Here is a 19,393-nt window from a genome sequence, read left to right as displayed (position 1 = left end):
ATGTTTTACCGATAACAAGTAATAACTTCGGGGTAGTGCAATTCTACCCCATGATTTATGGAAATTCATATGTCTGTTACTCCTTTCATTACCCTCAAGAAGGTGTCAAAACATTTTGGCTCTGTGAAAGCCTTGGATGGTATTAACCTAACCTTCAACCAAGGCGAAGTACACTGTTTAGCTGGAAAGAATGGCTGTGGTAAAAGCACATTGTTCAAAGTGATTTCGGGTGTCCATGCGCCGGAAAAAGGTGCTGAAATTCTACTTGAAGGTAAAAAATATCCACGCTTAAATCCGCAACAATCAATTGAACATGGCATTCAAGTTATTTATCAAGACTTGTCGCTTTTCCCTAACCTTACCGTCGCAGAAAACATAGCTATTCAAGATCATGTTGAGTGGACAAAGGGATTAGTTCAGCAAAAGCGTATCGAAGAGATTGCGATTAAAGCAATGGCGAAAGTAGGCGTGAAGCTACCATTGGATAAGCGTGTAGAGCAACTTTCGATTGCAGAGTGTCAATTGGTAGCAATTTGTCGAGCGATGGCGTCTGACGCCAAGCTAATGATCATGGATGAGCCGACCGCATCGTTAACTCGTACTGAGGTCAATCACCTGATCGAAGTTGTTGCGGATCTCAAATCGAAAGGTGTTACCGTTGTTTTTGTTAGCCACAAACTCGACGAAGTGATGGAGATCTCTGATCGCATTACCGTTATCCGTGATGGCCGTACCATTGGTACCTATCAAACCGATGAAGTGGATAGCGACGAGTTGGCATTTTTAATGACAGGTCAACGTTTTGAATTTTCGCCTTTAGCGCCATACCAACAACAAGGTGATGTGAAGCTAGAAGTAAAAAACCTGACTAAACAAGGTCAATATCACAATGTGTCATTGTCGGTTCGTGCAGGTGAAATCGTCTCCATTACTGGATTACTTGGAGCGGGTCGTACCGAGCTTTGCATGGCATTATTTGGAATGAATAAGCCTGACAGCGGCGAAATCCTAATTAATGGTCAACTGACGTCGTTTAGCTCCAATCGTGATGCGATCGCGCAAGGGATTGGTTATGTATCAGAAGACCGTATGTCAACTGGATTAGTCATGGACCAGTCGATTCAAGACAACATTACTGCTTCGGTACTAAAGCGTCTACAAAAGCCATCGGGTGTACTTGACCATCTTAAAGCCAACAAGCTAGTGGCAAAGCTTATCTCATCACTATCAATCAAAGTCGCAGATCCAAAATTGCCTGTTACTAGCCTTTCTGGTGGTAACGCGCAGCGCATATCGATTGCCAAGTGGATCGCGGCAGAGCCCGAAGTTCTGATTCTTGACTCACCGACAGTCGGTGTTGATGTCGCTAACAAAGAAGCCATCTACAACATTGCCAAAGACCTCGCTGCAAGTGGTATGGCGATCATTATGGTGAGTGATGAAATTCCTGAAGTGTTTTACAACAGCCACCGAGTGATTGTGATGAAAGAAGGACGTTTTACCCATGACTTCCAACCGACTAATTGCTCAGAGCAACAAATCATGGAGGCCGTCAATGCATAATCAATTTAAGCGCCAATTGGCTTCGTTTAGCAAGCGTCACGAATTCTATCTCTCCGTAATGATCGTACTGATTGTAGCGGTACTGACCGCGACATCAGAAGATTTTCTTACGTTAGGTAATATCTTCGATATGTCAGTAAGCTCGGCGTTACTTGGCATCATGGCTTGTGGTCTATTTGTAGTGCTTATTGCTGGTGGGGTTGATATTTCATTTCCCGCCACGGCAGCAATTGCCCAATATGTTGCGGCCACATACATTCTAAGTATTGGCGGTAACTTTATGATTGCCTTTGGTATTGCCGCATTGGTTGGTGTGCTACTGGGTATGATTAACGCAACATTGGTTTATAAGCTCAAAGTACCGGCGATTATCATAACCATTTCCACGTTGAACCTGTTCTTCGGCCTACTGATTTATTTTAGCAATGGCGAGTGGCTATATGGTTTCCCTGATTGGTTCATGGACGGTGTTGAGTTATTTAGCTTCACTGGAAGCGATGGTTATGACTATGGCTTGTCACTGCCAATTCTGACGTTAATTGCCATGATTGCGTTAACGTCGTTTTTAATGTCGAAAACGCGTTTAGGCCTTCAAATATACGCTGTGGGTGGTAATGCTGATGCCGCGAGCCGTATAGGTATAAACCTTTTTGGCATCAATTTGTTTGTGTATGGTTACATGGGGGCGCTAGCGGGTATTGCGTCAGTAGTTCAAACACAAATTACTCAATCGGTGGCGCCAAACTCTTTAATGGGTTTTGAGCTTACTGTGCTTGCGGCTGTAGTACTTGGTGGAACGAGTATGACGGGAGGCAAAGGAACCTTATTCGGTGTGATTTTAGGTGTGATTTTGTTAGCGGTAGTGAAAAACGGTTTAACACTATTAAGCGTGCCTTCTTACTGGCACACCGTTGTGACGGGTTTGATTATTGTTTGCAGTATCAGTATAACCGCGATTAATGAGAAGAAACAAGCTGCGCAGGGGGCATAATGGAACAGGTTCTAAATAGTTTAAAGCTGCCAACGGATAAGAACATTCGTTACTTGTTGGTTATTTTAGTTGGTATTTTGGTGGTGATGGGATTTACCAGCGGTCAAGCATTTTTCTCAATCGGCAACTTACAATCGATGTCATCGCAAATGCCGCTATTGGGTTTACTCGCATTGGCAATGGCAGTATGTATGTTGACTGGTGGTATTAACCTATCGATCATCGCTACTACTAATGCATGTGGCTTAGTTATGGCGAGCATCATAACCCAAGCACCAGATAGTTCTGCGATGTTGGTATTAGCACTGGCGGGTGGTCTGATTACAGCAGTAGTAATTGGCCTTCTTAATGGAGCATTAATCGCTTATGTTGGAGTTTCTCCAATTCTTGCTACTTTGGGTATGATGACGTTGATCAATGGCCTTAATGTCCTTATCTCAGGTGGCAGCGTAATCTCAGGATTCCCTGAAGCACTATTGGTTCTAGGTAATGGCTCGTTAATGGGCATCCCTATGCCACTTATCTTGTTTGTCGGTTTTGCGACGGGTTTGTGGGCTTTACTTGAGCATACAAGTCTTGGTCGCACGATTTACTTGATGGGCTCTAACGAGAAAGCAACAAGATTCTCAGGCATCAATACTCAAAAAGCCACATTGTATGTATATGCGCTCTCTTCAATTCTATGTTGGGCGGCTGCAATTGTAATGATGGCAAAATTCAACTCAGCTAAAGCTGGTTATGGAGAGTCTTATTTATTAATTGCGATTTTGGCCTCAGTGCTCGGTGGCATCAATCCAGATGGTGGTTTTGGACGAATTATTGGTATTGGCTTAGCACTGATTGTACTGCAAACGTTAGAAAGTGGTCTTAATTTACTGGGAGTGAGCAGTTATCTCACTATGGCGCTGTGGGGCGGCATCTTGATTCTATTTATCTTCTTACAAAAAAATAAGGCTTAACGGGGAAGGATATGAGTATTTATTTTATCGGTGTTGACGTAGGCAGTGGTAGTGCACGAGCAGGTGTATTCGATGCTCATGGGCGTAAAGTCGGTGAAGCGAAGCGCGATACCCAAATGTTTAAGCCGCAAGCAGACTTCGTTGAGCAATCTTCAGAAAACATTTGGCAGTGCGTGTGTTTGGCAGTAAAAGACGCCGTTTCACAAGCGAATATCGATCCTATTCAAGTAAAAGGTATTGGTTTTGATGCTACATGCTCACTTGTTGTATTGGACAACAAAGGCGAACCTTTAACCGTTAGCCCAACAGGTCGTAGTGAACAAAATATTGTGATGTGGATGGACCACCGTGCTATCACGCAAGCTGACCGCATCAACACTACTGAACACCCAGTGTTGGCATATGTTGGCAACCGTATTTCGCCAGAAATGCAAACACCAAAGCTATTATGGCTAAAACAAAATATGCACAATACATGGTCTAAAGCAGGCTATTTCTTTGACTTACCAGATTTTCTGACTTGGAAAGCTACTTTTGATGCTAGTCGATCCCTTTGTTCAACTGTATGTAAATGGACTTACCTTGGTCACGAAAGTAAGTGGGATAAGAGTTTCTTTGAACTGATAGGTTTAGAAGACTTACTTGAAGATAACGCGCAATCAATTGGCGATCGTATTTTACCAATGGGTCAGCTTGTCGGGGATGGCCTAACGGTTCATGCGGCGGATGATCTCGGCCTGGTGGCCGGAACAGCCGTTGGTACCTCAATCATCGATGCACACGCTGGTGGTATAGGAGTATTAGGTGCTGCGGGGATGACGGGTGAAAAAGCGGATTTCAATAAACGTTTGGCTTTGATTGGTGGAACCTCTTCTTGCCATATGGCGGCATCAAAAACGGCACGTTTTATCGATGGGGTTTGGGGGGCATACTACGGTGCAATGATACCTGGTTACTGGCTTAATGAGGGTGGGCAATCAGCAACGGGTGCTTTGATTGACCACATTATTACTTCACATCCAATCTATGACAGAGCTAAAGAGCAGGCTGATAAATTGGGTCAAACCATCTATCAATTGCTTAATAACCGTTTGTCAGAACTTGCTGGTAGCAAAGAAGATATAGCTTTTTTGACGAAAGATATCCATGTGTTGCCTTACTTCCATGGCAACCGTTCGCCACGTGCTAATCCTCATTTAACTGGCACTATTACTGGCCTTAAAATGTCGAAAACCATTGATGATATGGCGATGCAATATCTTGCAACGTTACAAGGTATTGCTTTAGGTACACGTCATATCATTGAAGTGGTGAACGAAGCTGGATACGAGATTGATACCATTATGGCTTGCGGTGGTGGTACTAAGAATAGTGTCTTCTTACAGGAACATGCTAACGCCACTGGCTGTATGATTTTGCTGCCTGAAGAAAGCGAAGCCGTATTGCTGGGCTCTGCAATGCTCGGCTCTGTCGCCGCTGATTTCTACAGTGATATCCCAGACGCTATGAATGCCATGAGTCGCATCAGTAAGAGCGTAATGCCACAAACTGAGAAGATTAAGCGGTTCTATGACGCGAAATATAAAGTATTTCACAAGATGTATGAAGATGACGTGGCGTACAAACGTTTAATGGGAGAGTTATAGATAGTTCATTTAGTATTGTTAGTCGCTGTAGTTAGTTCTATTTAGAGAATAAAGGTCTAGTGAGTTACCTAGACCTTTAATATCTGAAGCTTTCAAATTGAGAACAATAGGAATGTTCGTATTCTTGGTCACAGCACTAACTATCAATACTTTATGATTCTCAATAGCTACGGTTTTGTACTTAGTTAAAATCCATTTGGGTTGTCAATAACATATAAACCAACCTCCATCTATATATCTCATCACTTCAAGTGCGGTTCCTTTGGGACCGCCAACTATTTACCAATTAGATCTTATGAGAGCTTTCGGGCCTTTCGCAAAGTCACCCTGACTATTCAAGATAAAAATGGCGTCTTCATGGAACAGAGTTGCTAGGCCGGCCATATCTTCTTCGCAACGCAGTACCCACTGACTCATTGTTTTGCAGCTTGCTTGAACAACGATTCTTGACGACAGAGAGGCAGGGCGTAGTGGTATTTGTTCGTGATAATTTGCGCGAGCAAAGAGGGAGTCACTGGTTTGTTTTTATAATTAAGCAAAATTTACAATATTAATCGGTGTTATATTTTATGTTTTTATGAGTGAGCTATAGTAATTTGCTTTTTTTGTTCAGTTTTGAAGGAAAGGGAGCGGGTAGTTGTAGAAGTAATAGGCGTAATAGGAAGGTGGACGCAGAGAAGAAAAGGGGTAACCCGCCCTGATGTTGCTGAGAGATTAAGGTATTGCAAAGCCCAGATATGTGGTTTACATGACGATAATAAAAGGGCTGAATAACCGTTTTTTGAAGTGGTATGTATGGAATTTGTCACGTTGATTAAAAACACATGAAACGGGACTGTTCTACCACGAAGCTGAATTACTCAACAAAACCAGCACCCTTATGAATAATATAATTCTCAAAGAGAAAGGGGTTGAGCCTAGCCCTAAAGTGCTCTGGTTATCTGAATGATGATTATGTAGTTGTCAACAAATTCCGGACACTGACTTAAGCCGATTTTCGGCATTTACTGGAGCTTTGTTGCGTAATTCAATGGAACTAAATCAAGAACCTACGATCTGATCAGCTACGTCCACTCCCTCTCGTAGCCCTATGCCTAAACCTCGTTACAAAACAACCAACTGGAAGCAATACAACCAATCACTCATTAACCGCGGTTCTCTGACCTTTTGGATGGATGAAGAGGCGGGTGGGCGCAAAGCAAACAGAATAAGCGCGGGAGGCCACGTCGATTCAGTGACTTAGCTATCACGACAGCGCTCATGGTAAAACGAGTTTTTTCTATGCCACTGAGAGCGCTGCAAGGATTTATCGACTCGGTATTTAGGTTAGCCCATGTTCCATTAAGTTGTCCGCATTACACTTGCACCAGTCGTGGAGCCAAGCAAGTTGAGGTCTCATTTAAGACTAAAACGAGAGGAGCGATACAGCACCTAGACATTGATGTTACTGGCCTTAAGGTTTATGGCGAAGGTGAATGGAAAGTCAAAAAACACGGTACGGATGGCAAACGTAGAGTCTGGCGAAAGCTTCATATTGCCGTCGATACCAACACTCATGAGATCATTGCCGTCGAGCTAAGTTTATCAACGGTTACAGATGGAGAAGTACTCCCGAACTTACTGAAACAAATAACAGGGTAGCTCTATCTCTAAATTTAATTACGCAACAAAGTCGTATTGATTAGCTATTCATGCAATACAAATTGCCATCTCAGAGAATATATTTACTACTTGGGGTTGAAGTGTGCTTAAATCATTAATCATTTATCTGACATCTTTTAATTATATCTAAAAATTTACCCAAGTTCTAATTTTCTAATCACTGTGAACGCTGCGCACATAAAACTAAAGTGTCATAAATTTAAAATTAAACTGACATAAAAATGAAATAATATAACCTTAGTGAATGACTAGGCCTGTATTATTTGCCGGGGAGTCGGAATTACTGACCTTTCTTCCCCATGTTATACCCCTAAATTGGTATTGACTTTAATTGGTAACAATACAAATATAGTAGAACAACATGAATTCTTTATAGTTATTTATTATTTCGATGATTTGATTTCAAAAATGTACTGTAGCGATCGATTTCAATTGGGACCCAACTTAAATTTCTTAACTGCTTTCTTATTTTAAGAAAGCCGATCTTTGGAGTAGGAAATGAATGAAAAAAATTCCGTTAGCGAGAGTTAAATTGGAGAGAATAGTAACAAAACAAGGTTCTACATTTGGGTTTGAAATACTAACAGCTAATTATAAAGATCTAGGGTTGGATTTTCTTTCACTAACACCTAAATCTCGAACAACTATTAATCTATTACTAAGAAATCAATTGAAAACCTTGGTTAGATTTCAGAGGGAAAACAAAAGCACAGGATTCAAGCCAGGTCAGGTTCTTTTTATAAATGTAGAGCCTTGGCAGTTAGAGGACTTGGATATATGTAAAGATATTGCTCTTGTACATCGATATCTTAACCAAAGTGGTATTAATCTATGCATAGAGTTAACTGAAAGGGAATTTGAGGAACTTAGGTTCCATGCAATATTAAAAAACTTGTTCTATCTGAAGGAAAAAGGGTTAAAGATTGCTGTCGATGATTATATTATTGATGAAATAACTTGGCGAACTCTATTGGTAAAGTGCATGAATTGTGTCGATTTTTTAAAGGTGGATATAACAACCCAAGTAGATAAAGGCCTTTTTGTTAAGTTTGTATCGGGATTGGTATCTCAGCCAATAATAATTTTCGAAAAAATCGAGACAAAAAAAGAGCTCCAAGCAATGCGCGATTTTCAGGTAGAAACTCCATTACTACAAGGCTTTTTATTTAACTAAAGAAGAAAGTGTTATGGCTATTTTAGATATCATATCAATGGAAGACTCTAGGCTAAGAGCCATTTCAAAACCAATTGGAGAAATCAATAACCAAGTTACTAACTTGGTTGAAGATCTCATGGAAACAATGGAAAGCAATTATGCTGTTGGCTTGGCCGCTCCTCAGGTTGGAGAAAATATATGTCTATTCGTAATCGACTTGGACCCTGAAAAAAACAAATCTACCGCATTTATCAATCCAAGTTATGAGTCTATCGATGGGTCAATACAGTTGAGTTATGAAGGCTGTTTGTCTTTAGGTGAAATAGGAACGAGATTAACAAGACTTAATAGAATCCGTGTCAACTATACAGACCTTGTTGGAAATAAAATGGTTATGGATACCAAGGGGATGTTGTCGGCCTCTATTCAACACGAATGCGATCACTTAGAAGGAATTTTATTTATAGACTACTTAAACAAAGATTAACTAGTTGAAATAATTGGTTGTATAAGAGAAAAATAATTTTAAATCATGTCATATTTATAGTGAGAGATAAAATGAAAACATCTTCAAAAATTTTATCCATAATTCTTAGTGTATTTTTGGGATTTGGTTACGCACATGCCGAAAGTTTTGGTATTTCTTTGAAAATAAAAGAAAATGATGCTGACCGTATTAGTCATTTAGCATCTGAGCAGAGGGATTTGTTACGAAAGATGCACGAAAATGGCAAAATTAAAGACATGTATATAAAAACAGATGATATTGGTCAATATAAGGTTAGAACATTCAGATTGGTGCTTCAAAGTGACAATTCTGAAGAAGCAAAGGAGATGATTTCCTCTCTACCTATGGTGAAGAGTGGAGAAATGAAGTTAGATAATATCGTCGTTTTAGGCGAAAAATGGTTAGATAATACACCGTTAAATAACAATTATGGACTTACATTTACCTGGAAAGATGACATTGAGCTCATGGAAATTGATCGCGTACTTGGAATAGACCTTCAAGAAATTATCGCATTAAATCAGGTTGGTACAGTGAGTTCTGCTTTTATTAATATTCACGAGTTTGAAAGTAAAAGGTCTAAAAGGCCTACCTACCTTATTTCTATTTTAGCTAAAGACGAGCTCCAAGCAAACATGATAAGCCAGAAGTTTGAATCTGTTAGGCTCGGATATGCAGATGTAAACATTGTTCACATGGGACGAAAATTTGAATTTTAAATTTATAAAGACAATCAGAAAATATAACAGGAAAGAAGGATAAGAAGATGAATGGTATAGACAAAAATCTTACTTGGCAAACAATCATCCTACATTGGCTAACAGCAGTACTATTTCTAGCCACCTTCGTTATTGGGTTCTATATGGTTGATCTGCCAAGGGGAGAAGCGAAAGGGCTGTTGATTTCACGCCATCAATCTTTGGGGGCTATACTCCTACTAATAGCATTAATGCGCATCGCATGGCGTTTAAAAGAAGGGCCTATATCTCGTACGGATCACTCAGACTGGCAAGATCTATTAGCTAAATTTACACAGTTCCTTTTGCTACTTTTTACTGTGCTCATGCCAGTTTCAGGTCTGATGATGAGCGTATCAAGCGGTCGAGGATTTAGTTTCTTCGGTCAACAAGTTTTTACATTAGGTGAAAAGAACGAATGGTTGTTTACATTAGCATCTATGACCCACCATGTTTCTGTCAATTGGGTTGTTCTGTTTGTATCCCTACATGTATTGGGTGCTATTAAAAGACAGTACATTAATAATCAAAATTCCCTTTACCGAATGTTTGGGAATGATTAAATCTAAAGGATAGATAATTAAAAAATCATTTAAGAAATCCCTATCTATATGCATGCACGAGGTACTTACAGTTGGCGTTGTTGCTTAAATCAGCTGAACCTTTTCCAAGTCCTGTGATCTGATCTTTTATGGTGATTAGAACGGTGGTGACATGGGTAAATCGGAAAAGAAGATAACTAACTGGGCGGAATACAATAAGGCTCTGTGCAAGCGTGGCTCGGTTACGTTCTGGATAGATGATTCAGCCATAGATGCATGGCGATGTACAACCCATCATGGTAAGCGTGGTAGAGGTTTCCAGTATTCTGATACAGCGATCGAAACTGCCTTGATGATTAAGGGGATCTTCTCTCTGCCATTACGTGCTCTTCAAGGCTTTATTGATTCTATCTTTGAGCTATTGGATGTTCCACTGAGGTCCCCTGACTATACCTGTATTAGCAAACGCTCGAAGACAGTTCAGGTCAAATATCGCAATAGATCCAAAGGAGCTATTCGCCATATAGCCATTGACTCGACTGGTCTCAAAGTTTTTGGCGAGGGTGAATGGAAAGTGAAAAAGCACGGCGCCGAAAAACGCAGAACTTGGCGCAAACTGCACTTAGCTGTTGATGTAGAAACTCATGAGGCCATTAGTGCGGAAGTCAGTCTTGTAAATGTTGGCGATAGCGAAGTGCTACCCACGTTGCTCAACCCGTTACGTAGAAAGATCCATACCGTATCTGCTGATGGAGCATATGACACAAAAAGTTGTCATGAGACTTTGAAAAACAAAGGCTGTAGTCCGTTGATACCGCCTCGAAAGAATGCTGCGCTTTGGGAAGATGAGCATCCTAGAAATGAAGCAGTAACAGCTCTGAAAAGCGGGACGATAGCGGAATGGAAAGCTGAATCTGGTTATCACTATCGCTCAATATCTGAGACTGCAATGTCTCGATATAAAGGACTAACAAGCGGCAAACTGAGCCTGAGATGTTACAACGCTCAAGTGGGTGAAATCATGGCGAATGTTAAATCTATAAACAAAGTCATAGGACTAGGTATGCCCGTTAGAAACTAACGGATAGTCATATATGGCACTGTTGTTCTTCAAGCTGATTTGATCAACAACGCCCTTACAGTTACAACCCCATGCGGAGTTGTCATTCATCCACGGGTAACACCCCATGGTTTTGTGTACCCGCGGGCTTTGTTGCTTAAATTGATGGAACTAAATTAAGCAAAGAAAGATGTGAAAACAAAATTTCACAATTTTAATTAATATTAAAAATAAAACAATTCACTTGATCGTTTTTGTCGAGTGTTTAAGGTGCCTTGCTTACTGGTAATGGCGCTAAACATTGTTTACCAATACCAATAGCAATACCAATGATGTTGGTAAGCTACCAATAATATAGATACTTTAAATTTGAGATTTACAGGCTATCTACGTAAGGAATATATATGAAATATCAAAATAAAACTCAATTGTTGGTGACTGTGTTGTTACCATTCTTTGTCCTAAACTCTGCGCAGGCAAGTCAAGGTCAGATTACATTCAATGGTCTGGTGACGGCATCGACTTGTACTGTCTCTGTTGATGGTCAAGGGGGTGACTCTATCATTACATTGCCTACTGTCGATGCAGCGAATTTAGCTAATGCGGCTGATACCGCTGGTCGAACGACTTTCTCTATTGAACTATCTGGTTGTACGATGTCGACAAGCCCAGCAGATACACAGGTTACTGCCTTTTTTGAATCGGGGCCAAATGTTGACTTTGCGACAGGTCGTTTGAACAACTCAGGTGTGGCAACCAATGTCCAATTGCAAATTCTCGATGGCAACCAATCTGTAATCACTGTCGGTGATTCGTCTCAACTTACTGATAACTATTACCAGACTATTGCAGGTACTTCTGGTACAGGTACTGCAACGCTGAACTACAGTGTTGAGTACTATGCGACGGGTCAATCTACAGCAGGTACTGTGAGTAGCTCTGTTGTGTATTCGATGAACTACAAGTAATGCTCTATTGGAAATATAGGAACCGTCGCGTTTCTATATTTCCTACAGGATGGATAACGTTCATTATAAATAATTTTTTAGAGGTCATAATGTATTATTTAGACTGCATGAGAACCGTCACAGTTTTGTTGTTGGGTTGTATTATATTCGGCGCACAAGCCGGTGTGGTGATTAATACAACAAGGGTTATTTATAATGAAGGAAAACGTGAAACATCCGTCAGATTAACCAATACGGATGAAAAACCTTTTCTTGTTCAAAGCTGGATTGATACGGGGAACGATAACGAAACACCGTCCTCGATACAGGTGCCTTTTGTTATTACCCCACCGATTAATCGAATTAACGCGGGGAAAGGACAAAGTGTTCGGATTTTTTATACCGAAGGTGAATTAAGCAAAGAGGTAGAGTCTGTATTTTGGCTCAACGTCTTGGCTGTGCCTTCTAAAAGTAAAAAAAACAGTGAAGATAATCACTTAAAAATGGCTTTTCGAACTCGGATAAAACTATTTTATCGGCCTTCGGCATTAAAAGGTAGTTCAAGTGATGCGGTAAATCAATTGATATTCAATCCAGTTACCAGTGGGTTAAAGATAGATAACCCAACGGGATATCATATTTCGATAACGAATGTGTCTGTGAACGTTGACGGGGGGGGGTATTCGACCGAAGGAACGATGATTTCACCGAAAAGCACGAAAGGGTTTTATTTTGATAACTTAAAAAATATCCCAAAGGGCAGTGAAATAACCATTTCCTATATCGACGATTACGGTGCTCTCAACGTTTATAAATCAAAGCCTAAATAAACCCATTAGTTTTACTTTCTTTAAGGAGTTATACAGTGAACAACATCAATGAAATATCATTATATAACCTAAGAAAGAGAGTCAATACTCCTCTTGCTATATTGATAACCCAAGCCAACTTAGCGGTGTTCGGTAATTTTGCTTTGGCTGATGATGAGATTGAATTCGATGAATCATTTCTGAGAATTGATAACGTCGACATAGGGCGATTTTCACAAGCAGACTTCATCCAGCCGGGCGAGTATATTTCAAGCCTGTATATCAATGAACGCTATGTGATAAATACCAAGGTTACGGTCAGCACGGACGAGAAAAATACCTCGGTGGTGTGCGTGACAAAAGCGATGTTGGATTATGTTCATTTTGAAGAAGCCACACTGCCGGAATCTTTTTTGTATGAGCGCTCTCAGGCTGGCGATTGTGTTGACCTTGAAACGTACCTTCCTGCCTCATCTGTCGGCTATGACTTGAGTGAATCGCGCTTAAACATCAGCGTCCCACAAATCTACCTGGCGCGTGAAGCTCGCGGTGCAACGGACCCTAAACACTGGGATACCGGCGTCAATGCAGCGTTCAGCTCTTACAATATTACCGGTTTCAACTCTTCAAGTAGTGGTCACCAGTCCATCAATGCATATTTGTCTAACGGTGTGAATGTAGGCTCTTGGTACCTACGTCATAATGGCACCGTTAACTGGTCGTCTTCTAATGAAACGACCTACAACACGGTGAGTGCCTATTTACAAAGGGCCATTCCTGAAATCAAAGGCAAAGCCATCATTGGTAAAGCGAACAGTGTTGGACAGCTTTTTGACTCACTTCCTATTGTTGGTGCGCAACTCATGAATGAGCCGTTGATGTTGCCTGAGTCTCAGAGAGGCTATGCGCCGCAAATTCGTGGGGTTGCAAGAACCAGCGCGAGAGTCACTGTGGCTCAAAATGACCAGATAATCTATGAGACGACGGTTAGCCCAGGCGAGTTCTTGATTGACGATTTATACCCAATGGGTTTTGGTGGGTATCTGGATGTTGTTATTCAAGAAGCGGACGGGACAGAGCAAAACTTATCGGTACCTTATGATTCTCTGACCCAGTTACTCCGTGTAGGGTCACACCGTTACTCACTGGTGGTTGGGCAATATCAAAACGATTATTTATTGTCGAGCCCGGCCTTGTTAGAGGCAACCTACGAGAAAGGATTAACGAACTCTATCACCGCTTACAGCGGGGTTCGTGCTAACCAAGACTACTTTGCGCTGCAAGGCGGCGTTGGTATCGGGACTGTTTTTGGCGCCTTCTCTGTCGGTGTGACGCAGTCGAAGACTCAACTTCAGCAAGGGTATGACGACCCAAGTGGTCAAAGCTTTGAAGTGAAATATAGTAAAAACCTGGTGTCGACGGGAAGTAACTTTTCTTTAGGGGCTTATCGTTTTTCCACTGAAGGCTATTTGGATTACGCTACAGCGATGGCGGCACGTGATGACATTGAACGAGGACAAGGGACAGATGACTTGTTGACCTCAAAAAACCGTTTCAATTTAACGGTAAGTCAACAGATTTACGACTCGTGGGGGCAAGTGTATTTCTCGGGTACGCTGGAAAACTATTGGAATGAAGACGACTACAAAAATCAATTCCAACTGGGTTATTCGAATAATGTGAATAGCTTGAGTTGGGGGGCGAACATCAGTCGAAATGAAGACGCTCAAGGTCAAATTCAAACCAGTTATGCATTGAATCTGTTTCTGCCAATTGGGCAGTCTTATGGTCGAACCCCTTTGAATGTTAGAGCGAACTATTACAGCGATGGTGAAGGCGGAGGGAGTCAACAAGTCGGTGTGACGCAATCCGTTGGGGACCGAAATCAAGCCAGTTATGGTATCGCTGCCACTCGAAACAACGCGAGCGGTGACGTTGCACTTGACGTAAATGCTCGTTATGTCGGCTCTGCCGCAACGGTTTCTGCGAACGTGAGCAAAGGCGACGATTACAACAACCAAGGCTTTGGTTTGTCTGGGACAATCCTTGGTCATTCTGGCGGGGTGACGCTAAGCCCTTCTAGCGGCGTAACCATGGGCCTGATTGAAGCTAAGGGAGCTGAAGGCGCGATTGTGTCGGGCAACCAAGGTGCAGTTATCGACAGTAATGGTTATGCCGTAGTTGCGAATTTGAATCCGTACAGTGAAAACAACGTCAGTATCAGTTTAGAAAATGCGCCCATTGACATTGAATTAGACCAAACCTCACAGCGCGTGGTGCCGTATGAGAATGCGATTGTGTTGTTGAAGTTCAATTCTAAGTTGGGCATTCCTTTGGTCATCAACACCAAGTTTGATGGTGAGAATCTCCCTTTTGGCGCGGAGGTTACTGATGCCGACGGTACTGTGGTGGGTAATGTGGGTCAGGGGAGCCAAATATACGCGAGGGTGTCGACGTATCAAGGCCAGTTATTCGTCTCTTGGGGGCGTGACGACACTAATCAATGTGTCGTTCAATATGAGATAAACAGTAATAAATCTAATGGTTTAAAGATTTTACAAGCGAAATGTCAACGAGTGGTCGCATGAAAATAAATTATAGTTTCCGGGATGAAACATTTCTTTCAAGGTTGTTCAGAGTGAAAGGGAAAATAAGTCAACTTAAAACGTTATTTTATATCCAACTCGTAGTGGTTGTGTTGGTTTCATACGACTGCTTTGCGGCATCGAGCTCAGAGGGTGGGGAGGTTTACCCACACTCCTTTATCGGTGCTCATGCTGACTATGCGAGCCCGAGCGCCAGTCTTATGTCAGAGCAAGGTGGTTTGGGTGCCATGATTGGCTCTCAATTTACAGAAAATTGGAGTTGGGATATTAGGTATGTTTATTTAGGTGATACGGGTGTCACTGAGCACGATTCAGATACTGGGTTGTTCGAATCCGCGGTGCGTTATGATTGGTATTTTCAGAGAGACACTAGTGTGTATACCCGAGTCGGTGCGGCATATTGGACAATAGAATCAAACCAAACTGTTGACTCGATTGCTGTCGATGATAAATACAGTGGCTTCTCACCTGTGGGAGAGCTGGGTATTAATTACCGTTGCAATCGTCACGCTTACTTGAATGCGGGTTACAAATAAACGCACAATATCGGGGATAGTGACCTCGACCATTATGACAACCATGCGTTACTCGCGGGTATTACATATCACTTTAAAGGCAAAGAGCAACCTCGCTAAAAGATCGTCGAGGAAATCGGCCCTAAGGTGGTTGATAAACCCGTCAAAATATTTGAAATGCTATTGAAGGAAGTAAGTTTTGAGTTTAATAGCGATCAAATGATTGAGACAAAAGAGAGTAGTGACGCAATCAAAGAGATCACGAAGCTTTTGAAACAGCATGTGAACGCGCACGTTGAAGTGGTTGGCCATACTGATTCTTGGGGCTTGGATTTGTATAACGAGACGTTGTCGTTGAATCGAGCTCAGAGTGTCTCTGAGCAGTTGGAAGAGAGAGGTATCGAACGTGAGCGAATTACGGCAAAAGGCATGGGGGAGGGAGAGCTTACCTCTTGTCGACAATCGAACGCCGGAAACCGTGCGTTGAACCGGCGTGTAGAAATTATTATTTCATCTTTTAAGTATTGATAATAATACAAATGAATAGATGGTAGTAGAATTTTAAATAGTAGTGCGTCAATACAAGAGCATTGGTTTATGGAGGTTATAGAATGTCCTTAAAAAAGAAATTAGCATTTATATATATATTTTTTGAAGGTATCGGGCTTAGTGTATATGTACTATATTCTGGCCACACGCTTGCTGGCTGCAACTCAGTTGAGGTTTATGATGGTGGTTATAGTAGCGTATCGGTGTCGATGGACAGTTTTTCATCAGGAGATACTTCACTAAATACTTATAGAGAATCAGCTGAAACGATACCAGCCCAGGGAACGAACTTAACATACATTTTTTCTGATTGCGACGATCCGGGTGGCAGTTCACATTGGTTTTTTCCGTTTGGTACTCCGAGTTCTTCTCTGGGAATACCGGCTCCGGTATTCACTACGAACCATCCGAATATATTTTATAAGCTCACTGTTGGGGATGGTTATAGAAATTCACCTGGTGCGTCTCAGTGGCATGAAGTTTCAAGTGCCACCGAGATCCTTCTACGATCGCATTCTGATAATGAAGGTTGGTACGGTTTCAGCTATAAAGTACAATTTTTTGTTAAAGATGTAGTGCTTCCAGGGATGTATAGCGTGTCAGGAACACTTGGGACATCCCGGCTTTCGGGAAGCACGGGAACCTTGCCTATCTACTATGAGCAGCCTATCAATTATAGTTTTGATGTGCTTGTTACCCCTTCCACGTGTAATATTGCTCCTGGATCTGTAGATACCATGGTCAGCCTTCCCAATGTATCTAAACCGCAATTCTCAGGAGTTGGCAGTACTACTGGTTCGAAATCGTTTACTCTAAGTCTAGATTGTCAAGCTGGCGCTTCTGTCTATGCATATGTTGGGGATTCAAATTATTTAGCTAACGTAGGGCCTAACTTATCTCTTGATGGAGCATCTACAGCAACTGGAGTAGGAGTTCAGTTATTATACGGTGGAAATCTTATAAGTTTTGGCAGCAATAATAAGTTCTATTTGGTCGGTGATGAATCATTACCGGAGACGTTACATGTAATCCCTTTTGAAGCTCGTTATGTTCAGACTTCATCAAGTATTACGGTGGGGTCGGTTAGTGCTGGGGCTGTTATTGTGTTTGAATATCTATAACCTGCGATCTGTTCAGTTATATTTACTGTCTACTGTAGTCTTATGCCTAAACCTCTTTACAAAATAACCAAATACGCATTAACCGTGGTTTTCTGGCCTTTTGGATTGATGAAGGGGTGATAAGCGGGTGGACGCAAAGCAAACAGAATAAGCGCGGTAGACCACGTCGATTCAGTGATTTAGCTATCCACGTACCGTTAAGTTGCCCGCATTACACCTATATCCGTCGTAGTGAAGTGGTATAGTGAATTTGGCCACCTGATTAAGAGGTGATGTAGGGCCATCTCTTAATCAGGTGACATTATAACTAAGCGTGAAAGATGCACTTTTAACCCAGAATTTAAGCTTGAGTGCGCTCAGCTAGTGCTCGACAAGGGACTTACCTACAAAGAAACCGGCATTGGAAGAACAACATTAGAAAGCTGGATAAGGCTCCCAATGAATCACCATTGACTCCGAGCAAAGAGAAATCCTTAACCTTAAAGAAAATCAAGCGTATTGAAGAAGAAAAGGAAATTCTAAAAAGGTTACCGTTCTCTTGATGTCAGACTCCATGAACGGCACCAAATTCGTTCTTTATGAACAAGCAAAAGCCCACCTAGTGTGGGCTTAGATGTAGATGTGGGTGTAGTAGTCTTCTAAACTAACCTCGAATGATCATTTGCTCGCGCTCTGGACCTACCGATACCATCACAATTGGGACACCCATCAACTCTTCGATACGAGTCACGTAATCTTGTGCCGCTTGAGGAAGGCTCTCAAAGGTGCGGCAACCCGTGATGTCTTCATCCCAACCTGCCATATCTTCATAAACAGGTTTTAGCTCGGCAGTTTGCGGCCAAATTGGGTTCTCTGTGTGTTCACCTGAGTAAGCCGTACAGATCTTAAGTTCAGATAAACCAGACAAGCAATCAATCTTAGTCAGTGCGATCTCAGTCGCGGCTTGCAGGTCAACACCGTTGCGAGTTGCTACTGCGTCAAAGTAGCCCATATCACGTGGGCGACCCGTTGTAGCGCCGTATTCGTTAGAGCTTTCGCGGAAGCTGTCTTGCTCTTCCATTGCCGTAACAAGCGTGCCAGTACCCACTGATGAACTGAATGATTTAGCAACGGCAATAACGCGCTCAGGACGAAGGGCAGGTAAGCCACTACCGATACCTGCGTAAGCTGCAGTTACATTAGAAGAGGTCGTCCATGGGTATTCACCGTAGACAAGGTCACGACCTGCACCTAATTGAGCTTCAAATAGTAAGTTTGCGTCTTGTGATTGAAGTGCTTTAAGCGGCTCAGTCACGTTGCAAATGAACGGACGCCAAGCTTTAGTCACTTCAAGTAGCCACTCTGTCATTTCAGAAGCGGTTTGAGTGAAGTCACATTGAGGGTATAGCGCTTTAAGTTGAGGCATTTTCCAATCAAGCAGGAACTGAATACGCTGCTCTAAAATCTCAGGCTGATTCAGCCAACCCACAAGAATGCCTTTTTTCATTACGCGATCGCCGTACGCTGGTGCAATACCTTGACGTGTTGAGCCGTAAGCGCCATCGCCTAAACGTTCTTCTTCAAGTGTATCTTCAAGAGCGTGTAAAGGGAGACATAGTGTCGCACGATCTGAGATCGCCATTTTAACTTTGATGCCAGCCTCTTGAACTTCTGCAATCTCTTGAGTTAGCGCAGCAGGGCTTATCACCATGCCAGGGCCAAGAACCGCCGTACAATCAGGATTGAAAATACCACTAGGCAGTTGATGCAGTTTGAACGTACCGAAGTCGTTTACTACGGTATGACCGGCATTGTTTCCGCCTTGAAAGCGAATGCTAGCAGAGGCTTGATCTGCTAAAAAATCGACGATGCGGCCTTTGCCTTCATCACCCCAGTTTGCGCCTACAACAACAATAGATGGCATAACTTTTCTCCTAACTGATTGAGAAATCATGTTAGGCCTACAAGGTGGATAAGAGAAATTAATTATCTTTATTATCTTGATAAGGATCTCATATAATATGTAGGGATATCGGAGGAAAG

The 19,393-nt window shown here is 42.0% G+C and carries 18 protein-coding genes and 2 pseudogenes; 17 read left to right on the top strand and 3 right to left on the bottom strand.

Annotation, left to right across the window (positions count from 1 at the left end; genetic code table 11):
* The first annotated feature begins 69 nt into the window (after positions 1-69).
* The 4 genes from OQJ75_RS05220 to OQJ75_RS05205 are packed head-to-tail and all read left to right on the top strand — an operon-like array spanning position 70 to position 5,159.
* Entirely contained in the window at positions 70-1,563 is a 1,494-nt protein-coding gene (locus OQJ75_RS05220; RefSeq protein ID WP_265971385.1) for a sugar ABC transporter ATP-binding protein, read from the top strand.
* Complete coding sequence (locus OQJ75_RS05215) at positions 1,556-2,554, top strand: ABC transporter permease (RefSeq protein WP_265971387.1); 999 nt, start codon at positions 1,556-1,558, stop codon at positions 2,552-2,554. Before OQJ75_RS05220 ends, OQJ75_RS05215 begins: the two co-directional genes overlap by 8 nt.
* A complete protein-coding gene (locus OQJ75_RS05210) occupies positions 2,554-3,513 on the top strand; it encodes an ABC transporter permease (RefSeq protein ID WP_265971388.1) in 960 nt (319 codons plus the stop codon). Before OQJ75_RS05215 ends, OQJ75_RS05210 begins: the two co-directional genes overlap by 1 nt.
* An 11-nt stretch (positions 3,514-3,524) precedes the next feature.
* Complete coding sequence (locus OQJ75_RS05205; RefSeq protein ID WP_265971389.1) at positions 3,525-5,159, top strand: FGGY-family carbohydrate kinase; 1,635 nt, start codon at positions 3,525-3,527, stop codon at positions 5,157-5,159.
* Between the two features lie 279 nt (positions 5,160-5,438).
* On the opposite strand, the gene OQJ75_RS22565 is transcribed toward OQJ75_RS05205, so the two are convergent.
* Both OQJ75_RS22565 and OQJ75_RS05195 read right to left on the bottom strand, forming a co-directional pair.
* Positions 5,439-5,576 (bottom strand): hypothetical protein, encoded by a 138-nt coding sequence (locus OQJ75_RS22565; RefSeq protein ID WP_265971641.1) that lies wholly within the window; start codon positions 5,574-5,576, stop codon positions 5,439-5,441.
* Entirely contained in the window at positions 5,573-5,674 is a 102-nt protein-coding gene (locus OQJ75_RS05195; RefSeq protein ID WP_416340668.1) for an IS66 family transposase, read from the bottom strand. The genes OQJ75_RS22565 and OQJ75_RS05195 overlap by 4 nt, the downstream gene beginning before the upstream one ends.
* Before the next feature lie 575 nt (positions 5,675-6,249).
* On the opposite strand from OQJ75_RS05195, the pseudogene OQJ75_RS05190 reads away from it, so the two are divergent.
* From OQJ75_RS05190 to OQJ75_RS05130, 13 genes and pseudogenes are all read left to right on the top strand, one after another.
* Positions 6,250-6,788: pseudogene (locus OQJ75_RS05190) on the top strand (IS5 family transposase); the annotation flags it as partial.
* Positions 6,789-7,323: 535 nt separating this feature from the next.
* Complete coding sequence (locus OQJ75_RS05185) at positions 7,324-7,995, top strand: EAL domain-containing protein (protein ID WP_265971390.1); 672 nt, start codon at positions 7,324-7,326, stop codon at positions 7,993-7,995.
* 13 nt (positions 7,996-8,008) lie between these two features.
* The gene (gene def, locus OQJ75_RS05180) at positions 8,009-8,464 is read left to right on the top strand and encodes a peptide deformylase (protein ID WP_265971391.1); all 456 of its coding nucleotides are present in this window, start codon (positions 8,009-8,011) and stop codon (positions 8,462-8,464) included.
* A 71-nt stretch (positions 8,465-8,535) separates the two neighbouring features.
* Positions 8,536-9,204, top strand: a complete 669-nt coding sequence (locus OQJ75_RS05175; RefSeq protein ID WP_265971392.1) for a hypothetical protein — start codon at positions 8,536-8,538, stop codon at positions 9,202-9,204.
* A 47-nt stretch (positions 9,205-9,251) separates the two neighbouring features.
* Positions 9,252-9,785 (top strand): cytochrome b, encoded by a 534-nt coding sequence (locus OQJ75_RS05170; RefSeq protein WP_265971393.1) that lies wholly within the window; start codon positions 9,252-9,254, stop codon positions 9,783-9,785.
* Between the two features lie 151 nt (positions 9,786-9,936).
* Positions 9,937-10,845 (top strand): IS5 family transposase, encoded by a 909-nt coding sequence (locus tag OQJ75_RS05165; protein ID WP_265971395.1) that lies wholly within the window; start codon positions 9,937-9,939, stop codon positions 10,843-10,845.
* Positions 10,846-11,228: 383 nt separating this feature from the next.
* Positions 11,229-11,792: a fimbrial protein gene (locus OQJ75_RS05160; protein WP_265971396.1), complete on the top strand. Its 564-nt coding sequence runs from the start codon at positions 11,229-11,231 to the stop codon at positions 11,790-11,792.
* 89 nt (positions 11,793-11,881) lie between these two features.
* Complete coding sequence (locus OQJ75_RS05155; RefSeq protein WP_265971397.1) at positions 11,882-12,601, top strand: molecular chaperone; 720 nt, start codon at positions 11,882-11,884, stop codon at positions 12,599-12,601.
* Between the two features lie 35 nt (positions 12,602-12,636).
* Entirely contained in the window at positions 12,637-15,168 is a 2,532-nt protein-coding gene (locus OQJ75_RS05150) for a fimbria/pilus outer membrane usher protein (RefSeq protein ID WP_265971398.1), read from the top strand.
* Positions 15,169-15,218: 50 nt separating this feature from the next.
* Complete coding sequence (locus OQJ75_RS05145) at positions 15,219-15,722, top strand: outer membrane beta-barrel protein (protein ID WP_265971399.1); 504 nt, start codon at positions 15,219-15,221, stop codon at positions 15,720-15,722.
* A gap of 156 nt (positions 15,723-15,878) precedes the next feature.
* Positions 15,879-16,229 carry an OmpA family protein gene (locus OQJ75_RS05140; protein WP_265971628.1) on the top strand — a complete coding sequence of 117 codons (351 nt, stop codon included), beginning with the start codon at positions 15,879-15,881 and terminating at the stop codon, positions 16,227-16,229.
* 83 nt (positions 16,230-16,312) lie between these two features.
* Positions 16,313-17,371 carry a fimbrial protein gene (locus OQJ75_RS05135; RefSeq protein ID WP_265971401.1) on the top strand — a complete coding sequence of 353 codons (1,059 nt, stop codon included), beginning with the start codon at positions 16,313-16,315 and terminating at the stop codon, positions 17,369-17,371.
* Positions 17,372-17,442: 71 nt separating this feature from the next.
* A pseudogene (locus OQJ75_RS05130) lies at positions 17,443-17,601 on the top strand (transposase); the annotation flags it as partial.
* Between the two features lie 413 nt (positions 17,602-18,014).
* Here OQJ75_RS05130 and OQJ75_RS05125 read toward each other — a convergent pair.
* Positions 18,015-19,274 (bottom strand): adenylosuccinate synthase, encoded by a 1,260-nt coding sequence (locus tag OQJ75_RS05125; protein ID WP_010441165.1) that lies wholly within the window; start codon positions 19,272-19,274, stop codon positions 18,015-18,017.
* Positions 19,275-19,393: the final 119 nt, after the last annotated feature.

Origin of the sequence: Vibrio sp. 14G-20 (genome assembly GCF_026241515.1) — a bacterium.
Lineage (GTDB): Bacteria > Pseudomonadota > Gammaproteobacteria > Enterobacterales > Vibrionaceae > Vibrio.
The sequence above is the reverse complement of the archived record's forward strand: the minus strand, read 5'-3'. Positions and strand labels throughout refer to the sequence as shown.